This is a genomic window from Streptacidiphilus sp. EB129 (assembly GCF_041262645.1).
In the GTDB taxonomy this organism is placed as follows: Bacteria; Actinomycetota; Actinomycetes; order Streptomycetales; family Streptomycetaceae; genus Streptacidiphilus.
The window spans coordinates 101286-120159 of record NZ_JBGCCS010000009.1 but is presented as its reverse complement, the minus strand read 5'-3'; the positions used below and the strand labels follow the sequence as shown (position 1 = coordinate 120159).

At 72.0% G+C, this 18874-nt stretch carries 18 protein-coding genes and 3 tRNA genes; 9 read left to right on the top strand and 12 right to left on the bottom strand.

The genetic code is table 11. From position 1 onward, the window contains the following. Positions 1-20 precede the first annotated feature (20 nt). Positions 21-752 (bottom strand): pirin family protein, encoded by a 732-nt coding sequence (locus tag ABH925_RS14120; RefSeq protein WP_370147844.1) that lies wholly within the window; start codon positions 750-752, stop codon positions 21-23. 251 nt (positions 753-1003) lie between these two features. Between ABH925_RS14120 and ABH925_RS14115 the strand changes: the two genes are divergently transcribed. The 5 genes from ABH925_RS14115 (at position 1004) to ABH925_RS14095 (ending at position 6001) form a co-directional block, all read left to right on the top strand. Further along, entirely contained in the window at positions 1004-2200 is a 1197-nt protein-coding gene (locus tag ABH925_RS14115; RefSeq protein WP_370147943.1) for a PucR family transcriptional regulator, read from the top strand. A gap of 103 nt (positions 2201-2303) precedes the next feature. Further along, positions 2304-3251, top strand: coding sequence for an ACP S-malonyltransferase (locus ABH925_RS14110; RefSeq protein ID WP_370147843.1), 948 nt, complete (start codon positions 2304-2306; stop codon positions 3249-3251). After that, on the top strand, positions 3248-4303 hold the full coding sequence (locus ABH925_RS14105) for a beta-ketoacyl-ACP synthase III (protein ID WP_370147842.1): 1056 nt from the start codon (positions 3248-3250) through the stop codon (positions 4301-4303). The genes ABH925_RS14110 and ABH925_RS14105 overlap by 4 nt, the downstream gene beginning before the upstream one ends. Before the next feature lie 80 nt (positions 4304-4383). Beyond that, positions 4384-4626: an acyl carrier protein gene (locus ABH925_RS14100; protein WP_370147841.1), complete on the top strand. Its 243-nt coding sequence runs from the start codon at positions 4384-4386 to the stop codon at positions 4624-4626. Between the two features lie 109 nt (positions 4627-4735). Beyond that, positions 4736-6001 carry a beta-ketoacyl synthase gene (locus ABH925_RS14095; RefSeq protein ID WP_370147840.1) on the top strand — a complete coding sequence of 422 codons (1266 nt, stop codon included), beginning with the start codon at positions 4736-4738 and terminating at the stop codon, positions 5999-6001. A gap of 194 nt (positions 6002-6195) precedes the next feature. On the opposite strand, the gene ABH925_RS14090 is transcribed toward ABH925_RS14095, so the two are convergent. From ABH925_RS14090 to ABH925_RS14080, 3 genes are all read right to left on the bottom strand, one after another. Further along, positions 6196-8100: a protease pro-enzyme activation domain-containing protein gene (locus ABH925_RS14090; protein WP_370147942.1), complete on the bottom strand. Its 1905-nt coding sequence runs from the start codon at positions 8098-8100 to the stop codon at positions 6196-6198. A 623-nt stretch (positions 8101-8723) separates the two neighbouring features. After that, entirely contained in the window at positions 8724-9218 is a 495-nt protein-coding gene (locus ABH925_RS14085) for a DUF3145 domain-containing protein (protein ID WP_370147839.1), read from the bottom strand. Positions 9219-9661: 443 nt separating this feature from the next. Further along, positions 9662-10684 (bottom strand): NADP-dependent oxidoreductase, encoded by a 1023-nt coding sequence (locus tag ABH925_RS14080; protein ID WP_370147838.1) that lies wholly within the window; start codon positions 10682-10684, stop codon positions 9662-9664. A gap of 108 nt (positions 10685-10792) precedes the next feature. Between ABH925_RS14080 and ABH925_RS14075 the strand changes: the two genes are divergently transcribed. After that, positions 10793-11227, top strand: a complete 435-nt coding sequence (locus tag ABH925_RS14075) for a MarR family winged helix-turn-helix transcriptional regulator (RefSeq protein ID WP_370147837.1) — start codon at positions 10793-10795, stop codon at positions 11225-11227. A gap of 184 nt (positions 11228-11411) precedes the next feature. Beyond that, positions 11412-11485: transfer RNA gene (locus tag ABH925_RS14070), tRNA-Ile, on the top strand. A gap of 114 nt (positions 11486-11599) precedes the next feature. Here ABH925_RS14070 and ABH925_RS14065 read toward each other — a convergent pair. From ABH925_RS14065 to ABH925_RS14035, 7 genes are all read right to left on the bottom strand, one after another. Further along, entirely contained in the window at positions 11600-11797 is a 198-nt protein-coding gene (locus tag ABH925_RS14065; RefSeq protein ID WP_370147836.1) for an antitoxin, read from the bottom strand. Positions 11798-11892: 95 nt separating this feature from the next. Then, on the bottom strand, positions 11893-12438 hold the full coding sequence (locus ABH925_RS14060) for a type II toxin-antitoxin system PemK/MazF family toxin (RefSeq protein ID WP_370147835.1): 546 nt from the start codon (positions 12436-12438) through the stop codon (positions 11893-11895). A gap of 149 nt (positions 12439-12587) precedes the next feature. After that, positions 12588-13331, bottom strand: a complete 744-nt coding sequence (locus tag ABH925_RS14055; RefSeq protein WP_370147834.1) for a response regulator transcription factor — start codon at positions 13329-13331, stop codon at positions 12588-12590. Between the two features lie 55 nt (positions 13332-13386). Continuing rightward, positions 13387-14451, bottom strand: a complete 1065-nt coding sequence (locus ABH925_RS14050) for a class I SAM-dependent methyltransferase (protein WP_370147833.1) — start codon at positions 14449-14451, stop codon at positions 13387-13389. 157 nt (positions 14452-14608) lie between these two features. Further along, positions 14609-14803, bottom strand: a complete 195-nt coding sequence (locus ABH925_RS14045) for a DUF1059 domain-containing protein (protein ID WP_370147832.1) — start codon at positions 14801-14803, stop codon at positions 14609-14611. Positions 14804-14982: 179 nt separating this feature from the next. Beyond that, a tRNA-Asn gene (locus ABH925_RS14040) sits at positions 14983-15055 on the bottom strand. Between the two features lie 31 nt (positions 15056-15086). Further along, positions 15087-15159 (bottom strand) — tRNA-Asn (locus ABH925_RS14035). Between the two features lie 367 nt (positions 15160-15526). On the opposite strand from ABH925_RS14035, the gene ABH925_RS14030 reads away from it, so the two are divergent. Both ABH925_RS14030 and ABH925_RS14025 read left to right on the top strand, forming a co-directional pair. Beyond that, positions 15527-15826, top strand: coding sequence for a YtxH domain-containing protein (locus ABH925_RS14030; protein ID WP_370147830.1), 300 nt, complete (start codon positions 15527-15529; stop codon positions 15824-15826). Positions 15827-15901: 75 nt separating this feature from the next. Beyond that, positions 15902-17326, top strand: coding sequence for an FGGY family carbohydrate kinase (locus tag ABH925_RS14025; protein WP_370147829.1), 1425 nt, complete (start codon positions 15902-15904; stop codon positions 17324-17326). Positions 17327-17395: 69 nt separating this feature from the next. Here the strand turns inward: ABH925_RS14025 and ABH925_RS14020 are convergent, their stop codons facing one another. Beyond that, complete coding sequence (locus ABH925_RS14020; RefSeq protein ID WP_370147828.1) at positions 17396-18622, bottom strand: RNA polymerase sigma factor; 1227 nt, start codon at positions 18620-18622, stop codon at positions 17396-17398. Positions 18623-18874: the final 252 nt, after the last annotated feature.

The window sequence follows — 18874 nt, the reverse complement described above, 5'->3', positions numbered from 1 at the left end:
ACGCCGTCCGCGACCCGGCGTCAGCCGTACCGCAGCGGGGAGCCCATCGCCCACAGCAGCGCCTCGACACCGTCCGGGCCGGCGGTGGGATCGACGGGCTGCTCCGGGCCGGTCACCCGCAGGCTGTCCCCGGCCGCGAGCTCCCGGCCCGCCCCGCGCGGCCCGGCCGCCGTGCGAAAGCCCAGCTCCCCGCGCACCACGTGCAGATACCGGTACGCGGCGGCCGGGAACGCGGGCAGCGGGGCGTGCGGCCCGCTCCGCAGCAGGTACAGCGCCGCGTCCGTCCGCCGCAACTGCGTACCGTCGGCGAGCAGTTGCAGGCCGTCGGCCCCGGCGGCGGCGATGTCGCGCAGCCCGTACCGGGGCTCGGCCCCGAAGACGTCCGGCTGCAGCCAGAACTGCAGGAACCGGACCGGGACCTGCGCACCGCCGAGATTGCTCTCGCTGTGCGTCACCCCGCTGCCCGCGCTGAGGTACTGCAACTGCCCGGGGCGCACCACCGCCGCGTGCCCCCGGTCGTCGCGGTGCGACAGCGCTCCCTGCAGCACCCAGGTGAGGATCTCGGTGTCCCGGTGCCGGTGCGGGGCGAACCCCGCGCCGATTTCCAGGGCCTCCTCGTTGGCCGCCAGCAGCGCGCCGAAGTGCGTGTTCTCCGGGTCGTAGTGGCCTGCGAAGGAGAAGGCGTGCTGGGTCCGCACGCCCGGTTCCGGCGCGGACCGGTACCTCTTCTCAGCCCGGTGCACAGTGATCACCCTCCGACGCTACCGCGCTCCGGGGCGGCTGTTGTGACCGTTGCCACGCGTGGCAGTGGGGCACCCCGGCGCGCATCCGCCCCTGCGTAGGGCAGGCTTGTGCTGTGCCAGCCGCTCCTGCCAAGAAGTCCCCGAAGAAAGCCGCCGCCACGGCGGCCGCCGCCGCCGACGCCCCCGCCTCCGACACCGCTGCCGCGCCGGGTTCGCCCGCCGAAGCCGAACCCCGGCGGGGATCGCCGAGAGGGACGGCCATAGAACGCCGGACCGCCGCCGAGCGGGCCGAGCGGCATGCCGCGACGCTGAAGCGACTGGAACGCGCCTCCGGCAAACTCTCCAGCGCGGCCATCGCCCGAATGGACGAGAACCTCTCCTGGTACCGCAACATGCCGCCGGAGCACCGCTCCTGGATCGGCCTGGTCGCCCAGGCCGGCATCGCCGCGTTCACCGAGTGGTTCCGCCACCCCGAGGCGCCGCAGGCGATCAGCACCGACGTCTTCGGCACCGCGCCGCGCGAGCTGACCCGGGCGGTGACGCTGCGGCAGACCGTGGAGATGATCCGGACCACCATCGAGGTGGTCGAGGAGGCCATCGACGAGGTCGCCTCCCCCGGCGGCGAGGACGGGCTGCGCGAGGCCGTCCTGGTCTACGCCCGGGAGATCGCCTTCGCCACCGCCCAGGTGTACGCGCAGGCCGCCGAGGCGCGCGGGGCCTGGGACGCCCGGCTGGAAGCGCTGGTCGTCAACTCGCTGCTGTCCGGCGACGCCGACGAGGGCGTGCTGTCCCGGGCCGCGGCGCTGGGCTGGGGTTCACCCGACCGGGTGATGGTGGTGATGGGCAGCGCCCCGTCCGGCGACAGCGAGCTGGTGGTCGAGGCCATCCGCCGGGCCGCCCGGCACGCCAAGCTGCATGTGCTGACCGGGGTGCTCGGCGCCCGTCTGGTCGTGGTGGTCGGCGACGGCGGCCGCAACCCGGACCGGGTCTGGGACCCGGTCCCCGCCGCCCGGTCGCTGATCGGCCAGTTCGCGGCCGGACCGGTGGTGATCGGCCCCACCGTCGGCGACCTGCTGTCGGCGACCCGCTCCGCCCAGGCCGCCGCGGCCGGACTGCGGGCCTGCTCGGCCTGGCCGGACGCACCGCGCCCGGTCCTCGCCGACGACCTGCTGCCGGAGCGCGCCCTGGCCGGCGACCAGGCAGCCCGGCGGCAGCTGGTCGAGGAGATCTACACGCCGCTGGACGAGGCCGGTTCCGCGCTGCTGGACACGCTCTCGGTCTACCTGGAGCAGGCCTCGTCGCTGGAGGGCGCGGCCCGGATGCTGTTCGTGCACCCGAACACCGTCCGCTACCGGCTGCGTCGTGTGACCGATGTCACCGGATACGCGCCCAGCGACGTCCGTTCCGCCTTCACCCTGCGCATCGCCCTGGCCCTGGGACGACTCCAAGCGGGATGACCTGCACAAACGTCCTACTGTAGGGAACCCACAACTGGGGGTTCCGTTCTTCGTGCCCGTCCCCACCCGCGCCCGGGACCCCCCGCGAGAGAAGGTTGGTTTCGTGCTCGTACTCGTTGCTCCCGGACAGGGCGCCCAGACGCCAGGATTCCTCGCCCCGTGGCTGGAGGTCGACGGTGTGGCCGACAGGCTGCACTGGTGGTCCGCCGTGGCCGGGCTCGACCTGGTGCACTACGGCACCCGGGCGGACGCCGACGCCATCAAGGACACCGCCGTCGCCCAGCCGCTGCTGGTCGCCGCGGGCATGGCCGCCGCCGGAGCACTGCACAAGGACCCCTCCTCGCAGCGTTACCGGGTCGGCGCGGTCGCCGGGCACAGCGTCGGCGAGATCACCGCCGCCGCCTTCGCCGGGGTGCTGCACCCCGAGCAGGCGATGGCCTTCGTCCGCCAGCGCGGGCTGGCGATGGCCGAGGCCGCCGCCGCGACCGCCACCGGGATGTGCGCCGTCCTCGGCGGCGACCCGGCCGAGGTCGCCGCGAAGATCGCCGAGCACGGTCTGACCGCGGCCAACGACAACGGCGGCGGGCAGATCGTCGCCGCCGGCACGCTGGAGCAGCTCGACGCGTTCAAGGCCGACCCGCCCGCCAGGGCCAGGATCATCGGTCTCTCGGTGGCCGGCGCCTTCCACACCCGGCACATGGCCCCCGGCGTGGAGCGGCTGGCAAAGCTGGCCCCCGGCATCTCGGTGCGCGACCCGCAGATCACCTACCTCTCCAACGCCGACGGCGCGACCGTCGGCAACGGAGCGACGGTGCTCTCGCGGCTGGTGTCGCAGGTCTCCAACCCGGTCCGCTGGGACCTGTGCATGGAGGCGCTGGAGCGTCTCGGCGCCACCTGCGTCATCGAGGTCCCACCTGCTGGGACGCTGACCGGTCTGGTGAAGCGCAACCTCAAGGGGGTGGCTACGCTCGCCCTGAAGACTCCGGACGACCTCGACAGGGCCCGCGAGTTGATCGCCGAGCACGCCGCACCCGAGGGGGACATGTCTTGAACGACGGCAGTACGACACAGATCAAGCCGAGCAACGGCGCAGCGTACGCGCGGATCCTGGGTGTCGGCGGCTACCGCCCGGTCCGGGTGATCCCCAACGCCGAGGTGCTGAACTGGATCGAGTCCTCGGACGAGTGGATCCGCACCCGCAGCGGCATCACCGAGCGGCGCTGGGCCGGCCCGGAGGAGTCCGTCGCGGAGATGTCCGTGCAGGCCGCCAGCAAGGCCATCGCCCACGCCGGCATCGCGCCGGAGCAGGTCGGCGCGGTGGTGGTGGCCACCGTCTCGCACCTCAAGCAGACCCCGGCCATCGCCACCGAGATCGCCACCCGCCTCGGCGTCGGCAACGCCGCGGCCTTCGACATCTCGGCCGCCTGCGCCGGCTTCGGCTACGGCCTGGGCCTGGCCGACGGCATGGTCCGCAGCGGCAGCGCCGAGTACGTCGTGGTGATCGGCGTGGAGCGGCTCTCCGACCTCACCGACACCACGGACCGTTCGACGGCGTTCATCTTCGGCGACGGCGCCGGCGCGGCCGTGGTCGGCCCGTCCGAGACCCCCGGCATCGGCAAGGTGATCTGGGGCGCCGACGGCACCCAGAAGGACGTCATCAGCCAGACCGAGGCCTGGGACACCGCCTTCGGCAAGCCGGACGCGGTCAACGGCGCCGGCGAGGCCGCCGCGGAGGGCCACGGCAAGTGGCCGGCCCTGCGGATGGAGGGCCAGACCGTCTTCCGCTGGGCCGTCTGGGACATGGCCAAGGTCGCCCAGCAGGCCCTGGACGCCGCCGGGATCACCGCCGACCAGCTCGGGGCGTTCATCCCGCACCAGGCGAACATGCGCATCACCGACGCCATGATCAAGGCCCTGAAGCTGCCCGACAGCGTTCCGGTCGCCCGCGACATCGCGGAGACCGGCAACACCTCCGCCGCCTCCATCCCGCTCGCGATGGAGCGGATGCTCCAGAGCGGCGAGGCGAAGAGCGGCGACCTGGCCCTGATCATCGGGTTCGGGGCGGGTCTCGTGTACGCCGCGGCGGTCGTTACCCTCCCGTAGGGAAACACCCGCCAGCCAGACAACCGGGTTCCGCATTCCGGCGGGACCCGGACAGCGCACAATGAAGAAGGAGTGCCGACATGGCCACCCAGGACGAGGTTCTCACCGGTCTCGCGGAGATCGTCAACGAGATCGCCGGGATCCCCGCCGAGGACGTCCAGCTCGACAAGTCGTTCACCGACGACCTGGACGTCGACTCGCTGTCCATGGTCGAGGTCGTCGTCGCCGCCGAGGAGCGCTTCGACGTGAAGATCCCGGACGACGAGGTCAAGAACCTGAAGACGGTCGGCGACGCCGTCAAGTTCATTCTCGACAACAGCTGAACCCCCGTGGTCCCCTCCTCCGGCCACGTGCCGGAGGAGGGTCCACGACCACGCGGCAGCGAACCAGCCCCGTACCACCAGTAGACGCATCAACGTGGGAGACATTGCAGTGACCAACGACAACCGCACCGTGGTCGTCACAGGGATCGGCGCTTTCACGCCGCTCGGCCGAGACGCCGCGTCCACCTGGGAGGGCCTGGTCAACGGACGTTCCGGCGTTCGCGCACTGACCGAGGAGTGGGCCGCGGACCTTCCCGTCCGCATCGCCGCGCGCACCGCGGTGGAGCCCGGCGACATCATCCCCAAGCACCAGACCCGCAGGCTGGACCGCTCGGCGCAGTTCGCGCTGATCGCGACCCGTGAGGCGTGGGCCGACGCGGGCTTCGAGGTCGCGGCCACCGAGCCCGGCTCGACCGTCGACCCGGACCGGCTCGGCGCGGTCGTGGCCTCCGGCATCGGCGGCGTGACCACCCTGCTCGACCAGTACGACGTACTGAAGGGGAAGGGCGTCCGCAGCGTCTCCCCGCACACCGTGCCGATGCTGATGCCGAACAGCCCGGCCGCCAACGTCGGCCTGGAGATCGGCGCGCGGGCCGGGGTGCACACCCCCGTCAGCGCCTGCGCCTCCGGCGCCGAGGCCATCGGCTACGCCATCGAGATGATCCGCACCGGCCGCGCCGACATCGTGGTGGCCGGCGGCACCGAGGCGGCCATCCACCCGCTCCCCATCGTCGCCTTCTCCAACATGATGGCGATGTCCAAGAACAACGAGCACCCCGAGGCCGCCTCGCGCCCCTACGACAAGGCCCGCGACGGCTTCGTCCTGGGCGAGGGCGCCGGCGTGGTGGTGCTGGAGTCCGCCGAGCACGCGGCGGCCCGTGGCGCGCGCGTCTACTGCGAGGCGGTCGGCCAGGGTCTGTCCTCCGACGCGCACCACATCGCGCAGCCCGAGCCCACCGGCGCCGGTATCGCCCGTGCCATCGCGCACCTGCTGGAGTCGACCGACCTCGACAAGTCGGAGCTGGCGCACCTCAACGCGCACGCCACCTCGACCCCGCAGGGCGACGTCGCCGAGGTCAAGGCGCTGCGCAAGGAGCTCGGCTCGGACGTCGACCACATCGCCGTCTCCGCCACCAAGTCGATGACCGGCCACCTGCTGGGCGGCGCCGGCGGCATCGAGACCGTCGCCACCGTGCTGGCGCTGCACCACCGGCTGGCTCCGCCGACGGTCAACGTCGACGACCTCGACCCCGAGGTCGACGCCGACATCGTCACCGGCGCCGCCCGCGCGCTGCCGTCCGGCCCGATCGCCGCGCTGAACAACTCCTTCGGCTTCGGCGGCCACAACGTGGTCCTCGCCTTCCGCACCCGCTGAGCGCGGTGCCTTAGGCAACTGAGCAACCCCGTTACGACCTAAGGGGCGCGGGGAACTGCGCGACCAGCCCTGCACGGAGGTGCATGGTTGGCAGCGCAGTTCCCCGCGCCCCTTCTGTGGTTGCCCACAGGGCAGGGCCCGGCGGGAAACGTTCCCGCCGGGCCCTGTCCGCGATCAGCCGGCGCCAGGAGGCGTCAGCTGTTGGCGAGCGACTTCAGGTACTGCTCGGTGGGCGAGCCGACACCGGTGGCGTCGTCGTAGCCCTTGGTCGCCGTCAGGCCGTAGTCCTGGCCGAAGGCGACCAGGCGGACCCGGAGCGAGCCGGAGATGACGCCGAAGTCGGCGACCGCGTTCAGCGGGGGCTGACCCAGCACGGACGCCTTGTTGACGACGTCGGTGAACGACTTGCTGCCGGCCTTGAAGTAGATCTCCGGGTTGGCGAAGCCGATCGGACGGCCGTGGCGGGCCTGGATGCCGTCGGCCTGGACCGCGGAGAACTCCGGCGCCGAGACGCTGGTGCCGCCGTAGCCACCCTCGCTGTAGGGCGAGCCGTCGGACATGCCGACCAGGACCGAGGTGTAGAGGTCACCGTTCATGGCGACGTCCGGGGTGACGCGCTGCGCGGTCTTGCTCGGCGCGCCGGTCATCAGGGTGTGCGACAGCGCGCTGGGCACGACCGTCCCCTGGTACCACGGCTGGGCGAAGTCCTCGCTGGTGCCGCCGCCACCACCGAAGTAGAAGTGACCGGGCAGAGGCGTCCAGCCCTTCTCGTCCGGCGTCAGCGCGGAGCGCAGGGTGCCCATGTCGGTCTCGAAACCGTAGTCACCCTTCTTGTCCTTGATGCCGAGCGCGGTGCCGCCGACGCTGGTCGCCCACGGGTCGGCGGACGGGTAGCCGGCCTGCGCGCGGGTGGAGGTCGGGTCGCAGTTGGCCCCGGTCGCCGCCGCACCGGGCGAGTTGTCGCCGCAGTCGCCCGCGGAGAAGTCGAAGCCGATGCCCTCGGCCGCACCCTGCTGGAAGATCTGCTCGTACGCGGCGATCGTCGCGGCCGGCTCGTCCCCGCTGGTGGTGTGCATCAGGCCGTCCCAGGAGTTGGAGACGACGTCCGCGAGGTGCTTGTCGACGATGTTGGCCAGCGCGGCCGACAGGTCGTTGTCGTTGCAGGAGTTCGCGCCGACGTAGACGACGTTGGCGTCCGGGGCGAGCCCGTGCACCATCTCGACGTCCAGCGACTCCTCGCCCGCCCAGCCCGCCGGGCCACCGCAGCCGGCCTGGCTGTTCCACTGCGCCGGGGTGACGACCTCGGTGTACTGACCGGCCCGGAAGGCCTTGTCACCGTGGCTGGTGGAGAACTTGTTGGCGTCCGCCAGCATGGTCGAGGACGCGTAGGCGTCGACGATGGCGACCGTGGCACCCTTGCCGGTCAGGCCGGACTTGGTGATGCCGTAGGCCTGGCGCAGCTGCGAGGGCTGGAAGGAGCACTCGTCGAAGGTGCTCTTGTCGGTGTAGCCGCGAGGCGCACCGGTGGCGGTCTTCTGGCCCCAGTAGTCGGAGCAGGTCGCCACGGTGGGCAGACCCTTCTTGACCACCGCGGCGCCTTCGCCCTGGGCGGCGGTCTTCACCGAGATGGACATCGGCTTGACCGAGGGGGTCGCCGAGGACAGGCCGACCACGCCCATGACGATCGAGGAGACCGAGGCGGGGATGACGACGTTGGTCGTCGGCGCGTGCACCTTCTGGCCCTTGACCGTGTACTGGTGCAGCGCGGTGCCGAAGGCACGCTGGATCGCGGCCGGGTTGCCGCTGACCGAGACTGCGTGGGCGCTGCTGCTGGTGATGGTCAGACCGGCCGAGGTGAGCCAGCCGTGGACCGCCTGGACCTGGGCCGGAGTGGCCAGGAAGCGCTTGGCGGCCTGGTCGGCGGTGAGGAACTTGCCGTAGGACGCGCTCCCGACCGTGGAGACGGCCTTGGCGTAGGCGGCGAGGCCTGCGGCGTCCTGGCTGTTCAGGTACACGGTGGCGTTGACCACGGTGGCGGGGGCGACAGCGCCCTTGTCTGCAGCGGTGGTGGCCCATGCGGGGCGGGTGTTGGTAAGAATTTTCGCCTGCGGGGTGACCGGGGCCGCCTGGGAAGGCGAGGCGAGGGTCAGCGCACCGGTCGCGAGGGCGATAGAGGCGAGCGCAGCCGTGGCTATCCGGTTGCGGCGTCCACGCGTGGACTGGTTATCGGAAATGACGACTCCAGAGTTGATGGTCCGTCAGGACAACGGGGCCGAACAGGCCAGATGAACGCTCGTTCGGAACGTCCCACGGTGATGTGTACACGGGGTGAGAATTGCTGCGCAAGAGGTCGGTGAGAACTGATTGACCTGGTGCCACCACTGCGAGTGGATGCAACATCGCGTTCACGCGGAAGTGATCTGACCGTCCGACAAGTGGAGTGCAGGTGTCGATTATCGGATAATTGCGGGTCAACCTGGGTGCGCCCTGTGCACGGATGGGGCCCGGGGTCGAGCACTGACAGGGATATACCCGGACAAGCCGCCGATTCTGCGAACAGGTTGACGCGCGTGGACCGGGCGAGGCGTGAAAGATCACACACGCGCCCCCGGACCGGCCGACAGGGGCGGGTCCGGGGGCGCGGTGGACGAAGCGAATCGGGCGGGTCCGGCGGATCAGGCGGCGCGGACGGGTCGGGCGAGGCCGGACGGGCGGGGCGGGGTCAGACGACCTGGTGCAGCCAGCGGACCGGGGCGCCCTCGCCGGCATGCCGGAACGGTTCCAGCTCGTCGTCCCAGGGCTTGCCCAGCAGTCGGCTGATCTCGGCCTCCAGGTCGCACTCCCCGGTCCGGGACCGCAACAGCGCGGCGCGGAGCCGGTCCTCGGGGATCAGGATGTCGCCATGCACTCCGGTGACGGCATGGAAGATGCCGAGATCCGGGGTGCTGCTGTAGCGCTCGCCCTCGACACCCGCGACGGGCTCCGAGGTCACCTCGAAGCGCAGCAGGTGCCAGCCGCGCAGCGCGGAGGCGAGCCGGGACGCGGCGCCGGGCTCACCCTGCCAGGAGAGCTCGGCGCGCCAGGTCCCGGGCGCGACCGGCTGGCGGATCCAGTCGAGGCTGACACGCACGCCGAGCACGCCGGCCGCCGCCCACTCGACGTGCGGGCACAGCGCGCGCGGCGCGGAGTGCAGGTAGAGAACTCCACGAGTCGTCACCGGGACCTCCAGTGTGGTGCGAGGGGCGCCTTCCCCAGCGACCTCGATGCCACGTCCGCAAGCTCCTGGTGTCAGTTCGTCACAACGGAATGGGTACCCGACGTGACTTTCTGTAAACGCTACTGAATCGACAATCTCAACAAAACGGACAGAAACTGACTCTTCGTGACCACAGGCAGTCTCAGTTGATCGCTTCAACCACTGCTACGGCAGCCGGTTGAAAGATTGAGGAAACGGTACCGCGCGGCGGGCCCGCGTGGGTGACCGTCCATCGGAACCACCCGAAAGCACGCGCATCCCACCCCGGAGGGTGGGATGCGTGCGCTTGTCGGATCACCAGTCCGGTCAGATCACCGGACTGTCGGACCGTCAGCACCGGCGGCGCGCGTCCTTCCTGCGCCTCCGGCCGCTCCCGGCCGCCGCCCTGCCGTGGTCACACGGCGTCAGCTGCCCAGCGCCACCAGCATCTTGCCGGTGTTGGCCCCCTTCAGCATGCCCAGGAAGGCGTCCACGCTGTGCTCGAAGCCGTCCACCACGGTCTCCTCGTGCACCAGCTTCCCCTCGCGCAGCCAGCCGCCGACCTCGGCCACGAACTGCGGCTGCATCCCGTAGTGGTCGCTGACCAGCATGCCCTGCAGCCGCAGCCGCTTGCCGATGGCCAGGGCCAGGTTGCGCGGGCCCACCGGCGGGGTGGTGTCGTTGTACTGGGCGATGGCCCCGCACAGCACCGCGCGGCCGTGCAGCTTCAGCGCCCCGATCGCGGCCTCCAGGTGGTCACCGCCGACGTTGTCGAAGTAGACGTCGACACCGTCCGGGGCCACCTTGGCGAGCTGCTCGGCGACCGGGCCCTCCTTGTAGTTGAAGGCCGCGTCGAAGCCGTACTCCTCGGTGAGCTTGCGGACCTTCTCCGCCGAGCCGGCGCTGCCGACCACCAGCGAGGCGCCGCGCAGCTTGGCGATCTGGCCGACCATGCTGCCCACCGCACCGGCAGCGCCGGAGACGAAGACCGCGTCACCCTCCTTGAACCCGCCCACGTCCAGCAGGCCCGCATAAGCGGTGAGTCCGGTCATCCCGAGCACGCCGAGGTAGGACTGGAGCGGCAGCGAGTCGTCCACCTTCACCGTCCTGGCCGCGTCCAGGGTCGCGTACTCGCGCCAGCCGGCGGCGTGCAGCACCGCGTCGCCGACCGCGAAGCCCTCGGCCCGCGAGGCGACGACGCGGCCGACCGCTCCGCCGTCCATGACCGCGCCGAGCGCGAACGGCGGCGCATAGGACTTCACGTCGTTCATCCGGCCACGCATGTAGGGGTCGACCGACAGGAAGGTGTTGCGAACGACGATCTGCCCCTCCCCGGGCTCCGCCACCGGGGCCTCCACCAGCGCGAAGTCCTCGGGCACCGGCCAGCCGGCCGGTCGCTTCACCAGATGCCACTCGCGGCCGGTCGCGGGGAGGGTCTGCTCAGCCATGACATGTTCCTTCAGCTAGTCGTTCATTGATGCAGTCAAACAAAGACCATCTCAAGTAACTCTGCGCCTGAAGGTTCACTATGTCAAATATTCAGCTACCCTGGTCGCATGTCGCAACCCCAGGACCCCCTCACCCTTGAGGTGGTCGACCTGATGGCCACCCTCGTCTCGGTCTTCCACAAGGAGTACGAGGAGGCCGCCGCAGCCCGCTCGCTCACCGGCGCCCAGGCCAAGGTGCTCGCACTGCTGCGGCGCGGCCCGCTGCCGATGCGCCAGATCGCCCAGACGCTCAGCTGCGAGCCCTCCAACATCACGGGCATCGTCGACCGCCTGGAGGCACGCGGACTGGTCGCCCGCCAGGCCGATCCCGAGGACCGCCGGGTCAAGCGGGTGGCCGCCACCGAGGCCGGCGAGGCCGCCTCCGCAGAACTGCGCGAGTCCCTGCACTTCGCCCGGGCCCCGCTCGCCGCTCTGGGCCCGGAGGAGCGCACCCAACTGCGGGACCTCCTGCGGCGCATGGCCGACAGCGCCGGGCAGCGGTGACCCCGGCGGGGACCACGCTCGATAAAGATCCAGATGAGGGAACCCCGCGCGCGGAGCCTGCGTCTCACCAGCTATGCTGCGGCGAGCGGTGCACTCGTGGGCCGCTCGTCCTGATGTACGACGATCAGTGCGCATGGTCGCCGTCACGCTGATGGTTTCGACGGATCAGCAGGACCAGTGAGATGGGGCGGTAGCTCAGCCGGTTAGAGCAGGGGACTCATAATCCCTTGGTCGTGGGTTCGAGTCCCACCCGCCCCACACGTGCTGACCAGCACACACGTTAGAGGAACGGCCCGCCGGTGCGTGCATCGGCGGGCCGCATTTCACTCGTACGGGGTTGCCCCGTGCGGGTTGAGCGGGGAACTCTGCGGATCAGGGCTGCTGACCGGCGTCAGGGGGCTGCGGGTCGAGGCCGAGCTGCTGTTCGGCCTGCTTCTCCGCCATGTCCACCTTGTCGGCGTACTTTCCGCCGGTCTTCTCGTCGATCATGTCGCCGGCCTTGCCGACCGACTGCTGGGCCTGGCTCTCGTGGCCCTTGAGCATGCCCTTGACCTTGTCGATCACGCTCATTGCGGGGTCTCCTCCCGGACGGTTACTCCTTCACCATGCGCCTCGGGTGACGGACCCGCCACATGGCCCAACGCGGCGCGGCGCGCACCCCGCCCTCAGGCCAGTGCCTTCTGCACCCGGGCCCAGAGTCCGCCGTCCACCGTGCCCACCCTGCGGCGGAAGTCGGCAAGCGGGACCTCGCGGGACTCCTCCGTCTCCAGCCAGCTCGCGCGCTTGTCGCGGTCGCCGACCGTACCGGGCGGCAGCGGCAGGACGCCGGGGAGTTCGGTGTGGTGCTTGCTGGTGATCTTGAGGACGGTGGCGCTGCGCGGTCCCCGGCGCAGCACCAGGCAGGGCCGGTCCTTGGAGCCGGGCCCGTCCTCGAACGGGACCTCGGCCCACCAGATCTCGCGCGGCTCGGGCAGCCGCGAGGGTGCGCCCCGCGCCGGTCCGGTGCCCGGGCGGCCCTGGGGACGCGTCGACCCGGGCCGGGCGGCGCGGTCCTCCGGACGGCGGGTATCGCCCCGGCGGCGGCCGGACGCGCGGTAGCCCAGGACGCCGAGGACGCACACCAGCACCAGCACCCCGCCGGCGACCAGCGCTCCGGCCCCGCCCGCCCCGCCGTGCCGCGCCAGCGCTTCGTACACCTGAGCATGCGTCATCCGACGGCCCCTCCTCGACTTCCGGTCCGCCGCATCCTACGAGGTCATGAGGGGCCCGAGCGCATTCGGGGCGGCGGTCCCGCCCGTTCGGGACCTGCGCGGTCGTTCGGTCCAGCGCGATCGTTCAGGGCTATCGCGGTCGTTCGGGGCTATCGCGGTCGTTCGGGGCTGGAGACCGCGAGCCACAGTCTGGCGGCGTCGACCCGGCCGTGGACCCGGAGTTTGGCGTAGGCGTGCTCCAGGTGCTTGTCCACGGTGCGCACCGACACGTCCAGGCGGCGGGCGATCTGCTGGTCCGAGCGGCCCAGGGCGAGCAGGTCCAGGACCGCCGCCTCCCGCGCGGTCACCCCGGCCGGCAGGCACAGCGGCGGTGCGAGCCGGTCCAGCGCATGGCTCAGCCGGGCGCGCAGCAGCGCCGCCGAGGTCACGTCCGCGTCGGAGAAGTCGCTGCCGCTCCGGTTCACCACCAGGCATACCGTGCGCCGGCCGGCCCTGACGTGGCCGGCCGGGAAGGCCATCGTCAGCTGGTACTCCGCGCCGACCGGCCGCAGCACCTCCGCGTAGGTGGCGAGCCGGTGGTACTCGGTGCGGGACTGCAGGTCGGAACGGCGCAGCGGTACCCCGCTGCCGGTGTCGTTGTGCCGGAACAGCGGGTCCGCCGGTGCGTTGACGTAGAAGCGGCCCAGGTCGTCCGGACCGAACAGCCCGGCGGGCAGGGTCACCGGGCAGCGACCGCCCGGAGTGCGCGCCGACCAGACGAGATGGTCCCCGGGAAGGGTCTGGAGCAGCAGCGGGAACAGCGCCGGGAGGAGCGTCTCCTCGTCGACGGCGTCGAGCAGGAGGTCGACGACGGCCAGGATGCGTCGCAGTCCGGCCTCCACCGGGGAAGCCACCCTTGGAGCGTGCCCCGCCCCGGCCGCCCGGTCAACCCCGGACCCGGGGACCGCGCTAGCGGCTGGCCGCGTACACGCGGTTGACCGGGCTCTCGGCGGCGAGCTTCCAGTGGTGCAGTCCGGCCTCGTCGGCGAGGTGCCGCATCGCGTCCTCGCCCGCGTGGTTGCCCATCGACTGCGGTCCGTGCTGGGCCAGCGCGGAGGGCAGGCAGACGGCCACCGAGGCGGAGACCACCGCGCGGCCGATGGGGTTGATGTTCTCCCGCACGTCCGCCGAGACGTTCGGTTCGACGATCATGCAGCTGCCGTCCTCGGCCAGGGTCTCCTGCGCGTGGGCCAGGGCCCTGCCCGGGTCGCCCATGTCGTGCAGGCAGTCGAAGAAGGTGATCAGGTCGTAGTGGTCGCCGGGGAAGTTCTCGGCGCCGGCCACCTCGAAGCCGACCCGGTCGGCCATCCCCTGCTCCTTCGCGATCTCCCGGGCGGCCTCGATCGAGGGCTGGTGGAAGTCGAAGCCGTGGAAGTGCGAGTTGGGGTAGGCCGCGGCCATCAGCATGGTGGAGTAGCCGTAACCGCAGCCGACGTCGGCCACCTCGGCGCCGCGCTGCAGCTTGCCGACCGTGCCGTTCATGGCCGGCAGCCACTCCGACACCAGCGCGCCGGTGTAGCCGGGGCGGAAGAACTTGGCGGTACCGGCGAAGAGCGCCGAGCTGTGCTCCTCCCAGCCGACGCCGGCACCGGTGCGGAACGCCTCCATCAGCGCGTCCTCGCTGCCGTAGAGGGCCTGCATCATGGTCAGGAAGCCGGCCGCGTAGGTGGGTGCGGCGGGGTCGGCCAGGACGGCCGCGTGCTCGTCCGGCAGCAGGTAGGCGTCCATCTCCGGGTCGTACAGCACGTACTCCCCCGCCACCTGGGCGGCCAGCCACTCGCTGAGGTAGCGCTCCACCAGCCCGGTCTTCTCGGCGAGCTGCGCCGCGGTGAGCGGACCGGCGCCGGCCATCGCCGTGTACAGCCCCAGCCGGTCGCCGAGCGAGGTGCACAGCCCCGCGACCGCGGCCCCGGCGTCGGTCACCACCCGGCCCAGGAACTCCATCACCTTGTCCTCGTCCATGGCCTCGGCCATGGCAACCACCTCCTCAACGCAGTCTCGTCCCCCGCCGCAGCCTTGCTTTCGCCCCCAACTCCAGCAGGCACGGCGAACCCCGGGCCATACGGGATTCTCCGTACGGACCGGGGCGGGTGGGTCGGTGCGTCCTGATGGACGGGTCCGGGGCGCACGGTCAGGCGTGCTGCGGAACCTCCTCGTTCTTGAGGCTCTCGCGGATCATCTGACGGAGCTCCAGGGAGTCCGTGTGCTCGTGCACCGAGACGGCGTGCTCGGAGGCGGCCCGGACGACCTCCTCCTCCTCGCCGGCGATGGTGAGGGTGCAGCCGGAGACGCTCGGATGGTCCCGGCAGTCGGCAACCTTGCGCATGATGAACCTCCCGGCGCCCGCGGTACTCACTCCCCGGCGGGCCAGGCGCTGGCCGGACGACCGGGGCGCGGTCGCACGGGTATGCCGTTCGACCATTGTGCGCCTGTCGGCGGTGAGAGAGAACCGGCCCGTGGACAGCAAAGAACCCGCCTCGGACCGAGACGGGCTTGACGGTTGAGCTCCTCCAATTGGACTCGAACCAATAACCTGCCGATTAACAGTCGGCTGCTCTGCCAATTGAGCTATGGAGGATCGTTCACTGCGCCGGTTTGGCTTCCGGCTGCTCCCCCAATTGGACTCGAACCAATAACCTGCCGATTAACAGTCGGCTGCTCTGCCAATTGAGCTATGGGGGAAGGTGCCGCTGCGCCGGCCCGGCTCCGTCGAGCGTGGGGCGGCGTTCGCTGCGGGTCATACATTAGCGCACCGAGGGGGGTGGTCCGCCAATCGATACTCCCCGGCCACCGCGGCACGGTGCCTGCTCGGCGCGGTGCCTGCTTGTCCGGCGCGGTGCCTGTCCGGCGCGATGTCCCCGGCGCGGGGTGTAGCGGCCAGTGGGACGGGTAGGCGTGCACGGATGGGGGTGCGGGGGCGGGTCCGTGCCCGGTGCGGCGCGGCGCGGCAGGCAGCAGCGTGCCGGAGCTCCCCGTAGGCTCCCCAGCAGGAGAGCAGCACGCTGCGGCTGCGGAGCGGCGGCAGCGGGACAAGAGGTGGAGGCGACAAGTGCGCAAGCTCACTTTCCTCGCGGGGCTGGCCCTCGGCTATGTGCTGGGCACCCGCGCCGGACGCGAACGCTACGAACAGCTCCGCAAGACCGCACGTGACATCGCGCAGACCCCGGCGGTCCAATCCGCGACCCGCAACGCCAAGCAGGCGGCGGGTTCGGCCGCCTGCAAGGCCGCCGACGCGGTGGCCGGACGGGTCGGCGACCGGCTGCCCGACTCGGTCACCGAGCGGGTCCCCTACCTCCGCGACCGGGCCGCCGCGAACGCCGCCGACAGCTGGGACAGCGGCGGCCGCTAGCCGTGGAGCGGCTGCCGACGGTCAATCCGCCTGCCGGGGGGAGCGGTTGGTGCCCAGGTGAGGCATGATCTCGCCATGGCGATATCGGCTGGCATCGACTGCTCCACTCAGAACACGAAGATCATCGTCTGCGACGGTGACACCGGTGCGGTGCTGCGGGAGAGCCGCGCGCCGCACCCAGGGGTGAGCACCGGAACCGCCACCGCCGAGATCGACCCGCAGTCCTGGCTGCGCTCCCTGGGCGCGGCGGCCGACGGCGGGATGTTGGAAGGCGTCCGCGCCATCGGTGTCAGCGCCCAGCAGCAGGGGCTGCTCGCCCTGGACGCCGGCGGCGTGCTGGTCCGGCCCGCGCTGCTGCGCAACGATCCGCGCGCCGCCCGGGCCGCGGCCCAGCTGGTGTCCGCGCTCGGCGGTCCCGGCGCCTGGGCCGAGGCCGTCGGCGGGGTCCCGCACGCCGGCAGCACCGTCGCCAAGCTCCGCTGGCTGGCCGAGAACGAGCCGCAGGCCGCCAAGCGGGTCGCCGAGGTCCTGCTCCCGCACGACTGGCTGGTCTGGCAACTGCTCGGCCAGTCCGCCCGCAGGACCACCGACCGGGGCGACGCCTCCGGCACCGGCTACTGGTCGCCGGTCACCGGCCAGTACCGCGGCAACCTGCTCTCCCTCGCCCTGGGCCACGAGCCGGCCGTCCCGGAGGTGCTCGGCCCGTCCGAGGCCGCCGGACACAGCCCGGAGGGCCTGCTGATCTCGGCCGGGACCGGCGCCACCATGGCCACCGCCCTCGGTCTGGGCCTCGGCCCGGGCGACGCCGTGGTGTCGCTGGGCAGCAACGGCACCGTCTACGCCGTGCACGACGAGGCCCTGATCGACCCCAGCGGCACGATCACCGCCTTCGCGGACGCGACCGGCCGGCATCTCCCACTGGTCAGCACGCTGAACGCGGCCCGGGTGCTGCGCGCCTCGGCGGAACTCCTGCGCACCGACCCGGAGGGGCTCAGCGAGCTGGCACTGCGGTCCACCCCCGGCGCCTACGGGCTGGTGCTGCTGCCCTACCTGGACGGCGAGCGCACCCCGAACCTGCCGCAGGCCGCCGGCACCCTGTCCGGCCTGCGGATCGAGGCGATGCGCCCGGAGCACCTGGCCCGGGCCGCGGTCGAGGGCGTGCTGTGCAACCTCGCCGACGCGCTGGACGTGCTGCGGCAGCGCGGGGTGACGGTCCGTCGGGTCTTCCTGACCGGCTCGGCGTCCCGGCTCGCCGCTGTGCAGAGCATCGCCCCGCTGGTGCTGGGCGTTCCGGTGGTGATTCCGCCGCCGGGCGACTACGCCGCCCGCGGTGCGGCCCGGCAGGCCGCCTGGTCGCTGGCCGGGACGGTGGAACCGCCGCAGTGGGCGCTGCCCGACGCGGTCACCGTCGACCCCGGCGACGACCTGGCGATCGGCGGCGCGATCCGGGAGCAGTACGCGGCGGTCCGCGACCAGACCCACCCCGAGCTCGGCCGGTGACACCGTCGGCCGCCCGGCGCCGTCCCGGTCCAGTCAGCCCCGGTCCGGCCGGCGTCAGTCCGGCCGCCCTCAGTCCAGGTAGCCGCGGAGCTGGTCGGCGAAGGCGTGGTCGCGGAGCTTGTTGAGGGTCTTGGACTCGATCTGGCGGATCCGTTCGCGGGTGACGCCGAACAGCCTGCCGATCTCCTCCAGCGTGCGCGGACGGCCGTCGACCAGGCCGTAGCGCAGCTGCACCACCCGGCGTTCGCGCTCGCCCAGCGTGGACAGCACCACCTCCAGATGCTGGCGCAGCAGCATGAACGCGGCGGACTCCACCGGGGAGGCCGCGTCGCCGTCCTCGATCAGGTCGCCGAGGGCGACGTCGTCCTCCTCGCCCACCGGGGCGTGCAGCGACACCGGCTCCTGGGCCAGCCGGAGCACCTCGGTGACCCGCTCCGGCGGCAGCTCCAGCACCGCCGCGACCTCGGCCGCGGAGGGCTCGTAGCCGCGCTCCTGCAGCAGCCGCCGCTGCACCCGGACCACCCGGTTGATCAGCTCCACCACGTGGACCGGGACCCGGATGGTGCGGGCCTGGTCGGCCAGGGCGCGGCTCATCGCCTGACGGATCCACCAGGTGGCGTAGGTGGAGAACTTGTAGCCGCGCGCGTAGTCGAACTTCTCCACCGCCCGGATCAGCCCGAGGTTGCCCTCCTGGACCAGGTCCAGCATGGTCAGGCCACGGCCCACGTAGCGCTTGGCGACCGAGACGACCAGGCGCAGGTTGGCCTCGATGAGGCGCCGCTTGGCGATCCGGCCGATGACGACCAGACGGTCGAGGTCGTCGGCGAGGCCGTCGTCCGGGAGGCTGGGGTGGGAGTTGAGGAACTCCTCGGCGAAGAGCCCGGCCTCGACCTGCCTGGCGAGGTCGACCTCGTCGACGGCGGTGAGCAGCGGGATGCGGCCGATCTCGCGGAGGTACTGCCGGAACAGGTCGGCGGAGGGGCCGGCGCCCTCGTCCAGCGCGGGCTGCGGCGGATCGGCCTGGTCGGCCGGGACTTCGACGTCGGCGGGGTCCGCCTGGTCGGCGGGGACGTCGAGGCCGGCGGGGGCGTCGGCGTCGTCGGCCGGGGCACCGTGGTCGGCCACGGGTCGGCGGGCAGCGTGGTCGGCGGGGGCGTCGAGGGAGGGGTCGGCGGAGACTTCGTGGTTGGCGGGGTCCGTGCGGTCGGTCGGGACGTCGGGGTCGGCGGGCGCGGGGTCGTCGGCGGTCGGTATGGGCGACGGAGGAGCTTGGCGGACGGCCGTGGCGAGGTCCACGTCCCTCCTTTCCGACGCCGGGAACCGCTCTGCGGATGAGGGGGTCGGCGCCTGCTGGCCGGGGCTTCGGCTCGTACGGTGCGCGCGCCGCATCGGAACGGTGGGGGCCTCGCCGCCCTCCGTCCGGGACGCGGTAGGCGAGGGTCCGTCGGGGCCGACGGTCCTGCGCTCAGATGAGTGGGGCACCACCACCCAGTGTGCCCCTCCGCTGACGCTCCGGCAGAGACGCGTGCGCGCACTTTCTGCGACAAG